Source organism: Amycolatopsis sp. NPDC004625 (genome assembly GCF_040609695.1).
Lineage (GTDB): Bacteria > Actinomycetota > Actinomycetes > Mycobacteriales > Pseudonocardiaceae > Amycolatopsis.
This window is the reverse complement of sequence record NZ_JBEXKX010000075.1, coordinates 24,701-31,186: the sequence shown is the minus strand read 5'-3', so window position 1 is coordinate 31,186 and position 6,486 is coordinate 24,701. Positions and strand designations below refer to the sequence as shown.

Here is a 6,486-nt window from a genome sequence, read left to right as displayed (position 1 = left end):
GCCGCCCCCCCCCCCCCCGCCGGCCCCCCGCGGGGCTGGGTGGTGTGCGCGTCGTCTGGGGCCGGGGGGGGGGCGCCGGGCCGCCGCCCCCCCCCCCACGCCGGGACCCCGGCCGCCGGTCCGGCGGCGTAGGCTCGATCCGTGCAGAAGCCGACCGAGCAGGAGCGCGGGCCCGCACCGCGGGTCCGCGACCACGTGTGCCGGGGCTACCGCCGGCCGGCCGAGTTCGTCGCCGACGCGCAGGAGTTCCTGGCCGAGGGCCTGGCGGCCGGCGAGCGCGTCCTGTACGTCGCCCCGGGCGACGAGGCGGCCCTGACCGGGCAGTTGCGCGAGGACGACCGGTGCGGGGAGGGCCTGGACAGCGGCGCGGTGCAGGTCGCGTCGGTGGACGCGGCGTACCCGTCGGGCACCGTCGTCGACCCCGCCGGCCAGGTGGCGGTCTACGCCTCGGCGACCTCCGAGGCGCTGGCCGCCGGATTCACCGGGCTGCGGGTCGCGGCCGACGTGACGTCGCTGGCGCGCACGCCGGCCCAGGTGGACGCCTTCGCCCGCTACGAGCACCTGGTCGACCACTTCATGGCCGCCCACCCGATGTCGGCGATGTGCGGTTACGACGTCGGCGAGCTCGGCGGCGAAGTCGTCGCGCAGCTCGCCTGCATGCACCCGCACGCCAACGCCGGCGCGACCCCGTTCCACCTGCACGGGCACGCGCAGGACGGCAGCGCCGCCGCCCTGGACGGCGACCTCGACCTGGAGTCCCGCGAGCTCTGGCCGCTGGCGCTGGAACGCGCCGGCCTGCGCTCCTCGGCGGGCACGATCGCGATCGACGCCGCCGGGCTCGGCTTCGTCGACCACCGCAGCCTGTTCGCGCTGGCCGACTACGCCGAGCGGCACGCCACCACGGTCGTCCTGCGCACCCGGCTGACCACCCCGGCCCGGCTCGTCGAGCTGCTCGACCTGCCGGGCGTCCGCGTGGAGCGCGCCGCGTGAACACCACCCGGGGTTACGACCACGCCGCCGTCCACTACACCTCCGACGCCGAGCTGCTCGCCGTCGCCGTGCCCTTCCTCCAAGGCGGGCTCACCGCGGGCGAGCCGACCCTCGTGTCGCTGGAGCCCGAACGCGCCGAACTGGTGCGCGAGGCGCTGCCGTCGTCGGCGCCGGTGGACTTCCTGGCCACCGGCGACCTCTACGCCCGCCCGGCGGCGGCGATCCGGTCCTACCGCGAGCTGATGGCCGGCCTGGTCGCCGGCGGCGCGGCCGGCATCCGCATCTTCGGCGAGATCCCGCAGGCGGCGATCGACACGTCGTGGGACTGGTGGGCCCGCTACGAATCGGCGGTCAACCACGCCTACGACGAGTTCCCGCTGCGCAGCATCTGCGCCTACGACACGCGCACGACGCCGCGGCACGTGCTCGACGACGTCGCCCGCACCCACCCCTTCGTCGCCACCCCCGGCGGCGGCCACCACACGAACACCGGCTACGTCGACCCGCTGGCGTTCCTGGCCGTCCCGCGGCCGATGACGCCACTGCCGATCGAGCTGACCACCCCGCTCGCCGAGCTGGCCGACCCCCGGCCGTCAGCCGCGCGCCGGGCCATCACGGCCGCCGCCCCGGCCGCCCTGGCCGGCGGCGAGCTCGACGACCTCGTCCTGGCCGTCAGCGAGATCGTCGACAACTCCCTGCGCCACGGCCGCCCACCGGTCCGCATGCGCATCTGGGCCGACACGGTGCACGTGGTCGTCACCGTGCACGACACCGGCCCCGGGCCGGACGACCCGTTCGCCGGCCTGCTGCCCGCCGACCGCCGCGTCGGCGGCCGCGGCCTGTGGATCGCCCACCAGGTCTGCGCCCAGGTCACCCTGCACCACGACACCACGGGCTTCACGGTCCGCCTCGCGGCGGGCCGGCTGCCGGTGCAGGCGCGGCAGGGCTGAGCGGGTCGGGAACCGGACCACTGGGGTGGTCGCGACCGGTTGCCCCGGCTTCGCCATTCCGCGCGGCCAGGTGGTGGACCGCGCGGCGGCCCGGGGGTCCGGCTCAGGCGCAGCGCGGCTGACCGGGGCAGCTCCGCAGGAACCGCACCACCGGCGCGGCCACGACCGGTTGCCCCGGCTTCGCCGTTCCGCGCGGCCAGGCGATCGACACCGCGACGGCCGAGGAGTTGTTGCCGTAGTCCGTCTCCAGCAGGGTCCGGTCGGCGTTCACCGTGTTCACCAGGTCGTACGTGCCCGCCGGGACCCTGGTGATGTCCAGCCACTGGAAGTCGACCGTGTACTTGTAGTCGTCGCCGGAGCCGACCGAAATTCCTTCGAGCACGTCGAGGGCGCTGGGGTCGTGGTGGCGGCACATGTTCTCGCGCAGTGTCTCGGCGAGGTCGGCGTCGGGGCCGGTGTCGCCCGGTACGTGCGCCAGGCGGCCGGCGTCGGCGACCGGGAACCGGTCACCGAGGCAGAACCCGTTCTTGCGGTCGGTGACGACGGTCTTGCCCTGCGGCGACACCAGCGCGAAGTGCTCGAAGTTCATCAGGTGCCAGTGCTGGTGGGCGGGCGCCGGTTCGTAGTAGGTGAAGGCGTGGGTGGCGCGCTGCGCCGCCGGGTAGCCGTCCGGGATCGCGCCGTCCGTGGCGGTGCGCAGCGCCTGGCGGACGGTCATGGTGTCGGTCTTCGTGCTGTCGCGGCGGCCGAACAGCAGCAGCGGCCCGTCCCCGACGTTCTCCTCCGCGCTGGTGAACCGCAGCCGGACGGCCTTCGCCACGGAGGCGTCGACGCAGGGGCCGTTGGGCGTGTCCGGATCGATCACCGGGCACACGTCCCACGCGGTGCACGTGACGAGCGGGCCGGCGCTGCCGCCGGGACACCCGGGGACCGCCTGGCGGAGATCGGGGAGCAGGTAGTCCGGGCCTTCGCCGGCCTGCGGGGCGGAGGCGGAAACGACGGCCGAAAGCGCGACGACCGCCAGTACCACGAGTTTTCTGAGCAAGAGGGACCGTCCTGTCCGTGTTTCCGTCACCGATCATTCTAGGGCCGGCGCAATTCCCGGCGGGGACACCGCAATGTCACTCGATCGACTGAGTCGCGCCCGGTTCCGCGGTTCCGGTGAGTAGCGTGCGGGCGAACTCCCCACCCGGAAGGACCCGCGCATGCCGACGACCACCGCCGATTTCCCGGCCGCCGCCCCGAAATTCCGCCCGGCCGGCGGCGGGGTCACGCTGGTCTGCGGCACGCGGCCGGAGCTGATCAAGCTCGCCCCGCTGATGCGGCTGCTCGGCGACGACTGCGCGGTCGTCTACACGGGACAGCACTACGACCGCTCGCTCTACGCGCGCATCCGCGCGGACCTGCCGCCGTCGGACCGGTTCCGCGAACTCGGCGTGGGCGCCGGCCGCCGCGGCGGGCAGCTCGGCCGGACGGTGAGCGCGGTCGACGAGGTGCTGGCGGAGAGTCCCGGCCGGGTGGTGGTCGTCCAGGGCGACACGACGTCGGCGCTCGCCGGCGCGCTGGCGGCCAACGCGCACGACCTCCCGCTGGTGCACGTGGAAGCCGGGCTGCGCAGCCACGACCGGGCGATGCCCGAGGAACACAACCGCGTGCTGATCGACCACCTCGCCGACCTCTGCTGCGCGCCGACCGAGCTGAACCGCGCGCACCTGCTGGCGGAAAACGTGCCGGCGGAACGGATCACGGTCACCGGCAACACGGTGGTCGAGGCGCTGCAGACGGCGTTGCCGGGCGCCGAGGACCGGCGGGCGGTCCTGGCCGCCCGCGGGCTGGCCCGGGACCGGTTCGTGCTGGCCACGATCCACCGCCCGGAGAACGTCGACGACCCGGAGCGGCTGGCGGTGATCCTGCGCGAACTGGGCCGCCTGCCGCTGCCGGTGGTGTTCCCGCTGCACCCGCGCACGGCCAAGAGCATCGGGGAAGCCGGCCTGCGGCCGCTGCTGGACCGGCTCGTCGAGCTGGAACCGCAGGCGTACCCGGCCTTCCTCGCGCTCGCGGCCGAAGCGGCGGTGATCGTCTCGGATTCCGGTGGCATCCAGGAGGAAGCGAGTGTCCTCAAGCGACCGGTGGTCGTGGTGCGGCGGAGCACCGAGCGGCCGGAGATCGCGGGCACGTTCGGGACGCGGGTGCTCCCGGGGCCGGGCATCGGCGCGGAGGTGGCCCGGTGGCTCGACGACGTCGCCGGCCACCGGGAACGTCTCCGGCACCTGCCGTCACCGTACGGCGACGGGTCCGCTTCCGCGCGGATCGTGGCCGCCCTCGGGACTCACCGGGTGGCGACCGCCGGCTGATCCTCCCGCCTCGCCGGGATCCGGCTCGTGACGTCGTTCGCCAGCGCCACGCTCGAGTTCCAGCTCGTCACGTCCGGGTACACGTGGGCCGTGGTGGCCAGCAGCAGGTTCGTGTCCTCGACCGTGACCGGCGGGCGCGCGGCCAGGTAGCCGAGCGGGTACACCGGTTCCACGAACGGGGCCTTGAACACCCGGACCTCCTCGATGCCGTCCGGGCCGAGCTCCGGGTACAGCCCGCGCAACTGGGCCGACCAGCGCGCGGCGATCGCCGTGTCGTCGTCGAGGTACAGCTGCGAATCGCGGTCGGTGTAGTGCATGACGTACACCAGGTGGCGGCCGTCGTGCGGGCCGGCCAGCGCGGACATCGCCACCACCCCGTCGAACTCCGTGCCCGAGTGCAGCACCGGTGTCCAGTAGTGCTCGGTGACCGGCTCGCGGAGGAAGAACACGCCGGTGACCACGCCCTGGTACGGCAGGTCGGTCGTGGGCAGGCGCGCCGCGAGCGCGTCGTCGGCGATGCGCCGCAGCAGGGGCAGCGGCACCGTCGAGACGACGTGGTCGGCGTCCAGCACCTCGCCGCCGGTCAGGGTGAGGACCGAGCGGCCGCCCGTGCTGTGCAGCCGCCGGACCGGCGCCGACGTGCGCACCGTCCCGCCGGCCCGCGAGATCGACGCCTCCAGCGCGTCGATGATCGTCTTGTACCCGCCGTCGGGGTACCCGCGGGTGGCGACGTTGCGCTCCCGCCCCAGCCGCTGCCACAGGTACAGCGCGGGCACGTCCCCGAAGGACGGCCCGAACTTCGAGCCGAACATCGGCGCGAACAGCCGCTCCCAGACGACGTCGCCGTAGAGCCCGCGCAGCCAGTCCTCGGTGCGGAGGTTGTCGAGGTCGCGGCCCTGCCCCAACCGGCGCAGCAGCAGCGAAACCACGCCGAAGCGCACCCGGTCGGGCAGCCGCAGCGCCGAGAACCGCAGCAGGTCGAGGGCGGAGTTGAACGGGTGCCGTCGGCCTTCGACGACCATGCCCATCGTCGTGTCCCGCCACCGCACCGAATCCCGCAGGCCCAGCTCGCCCAGCAGGGCCAGCAGGCTCACGTCGGTCGGCATGATGCAGTGGTAGAAGCGTTCGACCCAGTGGCCGTCGTGGGCGAAGAACGTGCCGAGGCCGCCGAGCTGGTCGCTGCTCTCGAGCAGGGTCACGCGGGTGCCGCGGCGGGCGAGGCGGTGGGCGGCGGCGAGGCCGCAGATGCCGCCGCCGATCACGGCGACGTGCGGGGAGCCGGGATGGGTCACCGAGTTCACAACTTCCGGTAGGGCGCCGGGCTCAGCCGGTCGCGGGCGAGCAGTTTCACGTACTGGACGATGGTCCGCCGCAGCTTCAGCTTGCTGGGTCCCTGTTTGCGGTCGTACCGCAGGGCCAGCGGGACCTCGGTGATCACCGGGCGGCAGTGGCGCAGCTTCAGCAGCAGCTCCACCATGCAGGCGAACCCCTGCTCCTCGATGAGCCGTTCGCCCCAGTGGGCCGACGCGCGCGACAGCAGCGACGCCCGGTAGGCGCGGTAGCCGCTGGTGAAGTCGCGGACGCCGTCGACGTCGAGGGCGCGGTGGAACAGCTGGGCCGCGCCGCGGGACAGCAGGCGCCGCCCGAACGGCGCGGTCCGGTCGTCGCCGCCCGGGACGAACCGCGAGCAGATGGCGACGTCCGCGCCGGCGGTGATCTCCGCCTGCAGCGCCCGGATCAGGCCCGGGTCGTGCGTGTCGTCGGCGTCCATCACCACGACGACGTCGTCCGGGCTCGCTTCTTCCAGCGCCGCCCGGAGGCCGGACTGCACCGCGCGGCCGAGCCCCAGGTTCACCAGGTGCCGCACGACGCGGACGTCGAGCCCGCCGTACTCCGACTCGGCCACCGCGACGGTGGCGTCGGCCGAACCGTCGTCGACGACCCAGACGGTGACCTGCTCGGTGCGGGCCACGTCGGCGAGCCGCCGCAGCAGCGGCGGCAGGGACGCTTCTTCGTTGAACGCGGGCAGCACGACGTGCGCCCGTCCGCCGGTCCGGCTCCCGGTGGGATCCGGTCCCGTGCGGTCCGGTTCGGACAGTGTGGCCAGGATCGTCTCTTCGCGCGCCACGGTTCCCCTCGTCTGGTAGTGCTTCTCACCCGGCCGGGATCGGGTTTCGTGCGGCCGTCGAAAC

The 6,486-nt window shown here is 74.2% G+C and carries 6 protein-coding genes; 3 read left to right on the top strand and 3 right to left on the bottom strand.

What is annotated here, in order from left to right; translation table 11 throughout:
• Positions 1-141 precede the first annotated feature (141 nt).
• Together ABZW17_RS43405 and ABZW17_RS43400 are read left to right on the top strand one after the other, a co-directional pair.
• Positions 142-990, top strand: coding sequence for an MEDS domain-containing protein (locus ABZW17_RS43405; protein ID WP_354827778.1), 849 nt, complete (start codon positions 142-144; stop codon positions 988-990).
• Positions 987-1,940: an anti-sigma factor RsbA family regulatory protein gene (locus ABZW17_RS43400; protein WP_354827775.1), complete on the top strand. Its 954-nt coding sequence runs from the start codon at positions 987-989 to the stop codon at positions 1,938-1,940. Before ABZW17_RS43405 ends, ABZW17_RS43400 begins: the two co-directional genes overlap by 4 nt.
• A 103-nt stretch (positions 1,941-2,043) precedes the next feature.
• Here the strand turns inward: ABZW17_RS43400 and ABZW17_RS43395 are convergent, their stop codons facing one another.
• A complete protein-coding gene (locus ABZW17_RS43395; RefSeq protein WP_354827772.1) occupies positions 2,044-2,985 on the bottom strand; it encodes a lysyl oxidase family protein in 942 nt (313 codons plus the stop codon).
• Between the two features lie 160 nt (positions 2,986-3,145).
• Between ABZW17_RS43395 and wecB the strand changes: the two genes are divergently transcribed.
• Positions 3,146-4,294, top strand: a complete 1,149-nt coding sequence (gene wecB / locus ABZW17_RS43390) for a UDP-N-acetylglucosamine 2-epimerase (non-hydrolyzing) (RefSeq protein ID WP_354827770.1) — start codon at positions 3,146-3,148, stop codon at positions 4,292-4,294.
• Here wecB and ABZW17_RS43385 read toward each other — a convergent pair.
• Positions 4,270-5,586, bottom strand: a complete 1,317-nt coding sequence (locus ABZW17_RS43385; protein WP_354827767.1) for an NAD(P)/FAD-dependent oxidoreductase — start codon at positions 5,584-5,586, stop codon at positions 4,270-4,272. The two genes, wecB and ABZW17_RS43385, sit on opposite strands and share 25 nt — an antisense overlap.
• 5 nt (positions 5,587-5,591) lie before the next feature.
• Entirely contained in the window at positions 5,592-6,422 is an 831-nt protein-coding gene (locus tag ABZW17_RS43380; RefSeq protein WP_354827764.1) for a glycosyltransferase, read from the bottom strand.
• Positions 6,423-6,486: the final 64 nt, after the last annotated feature.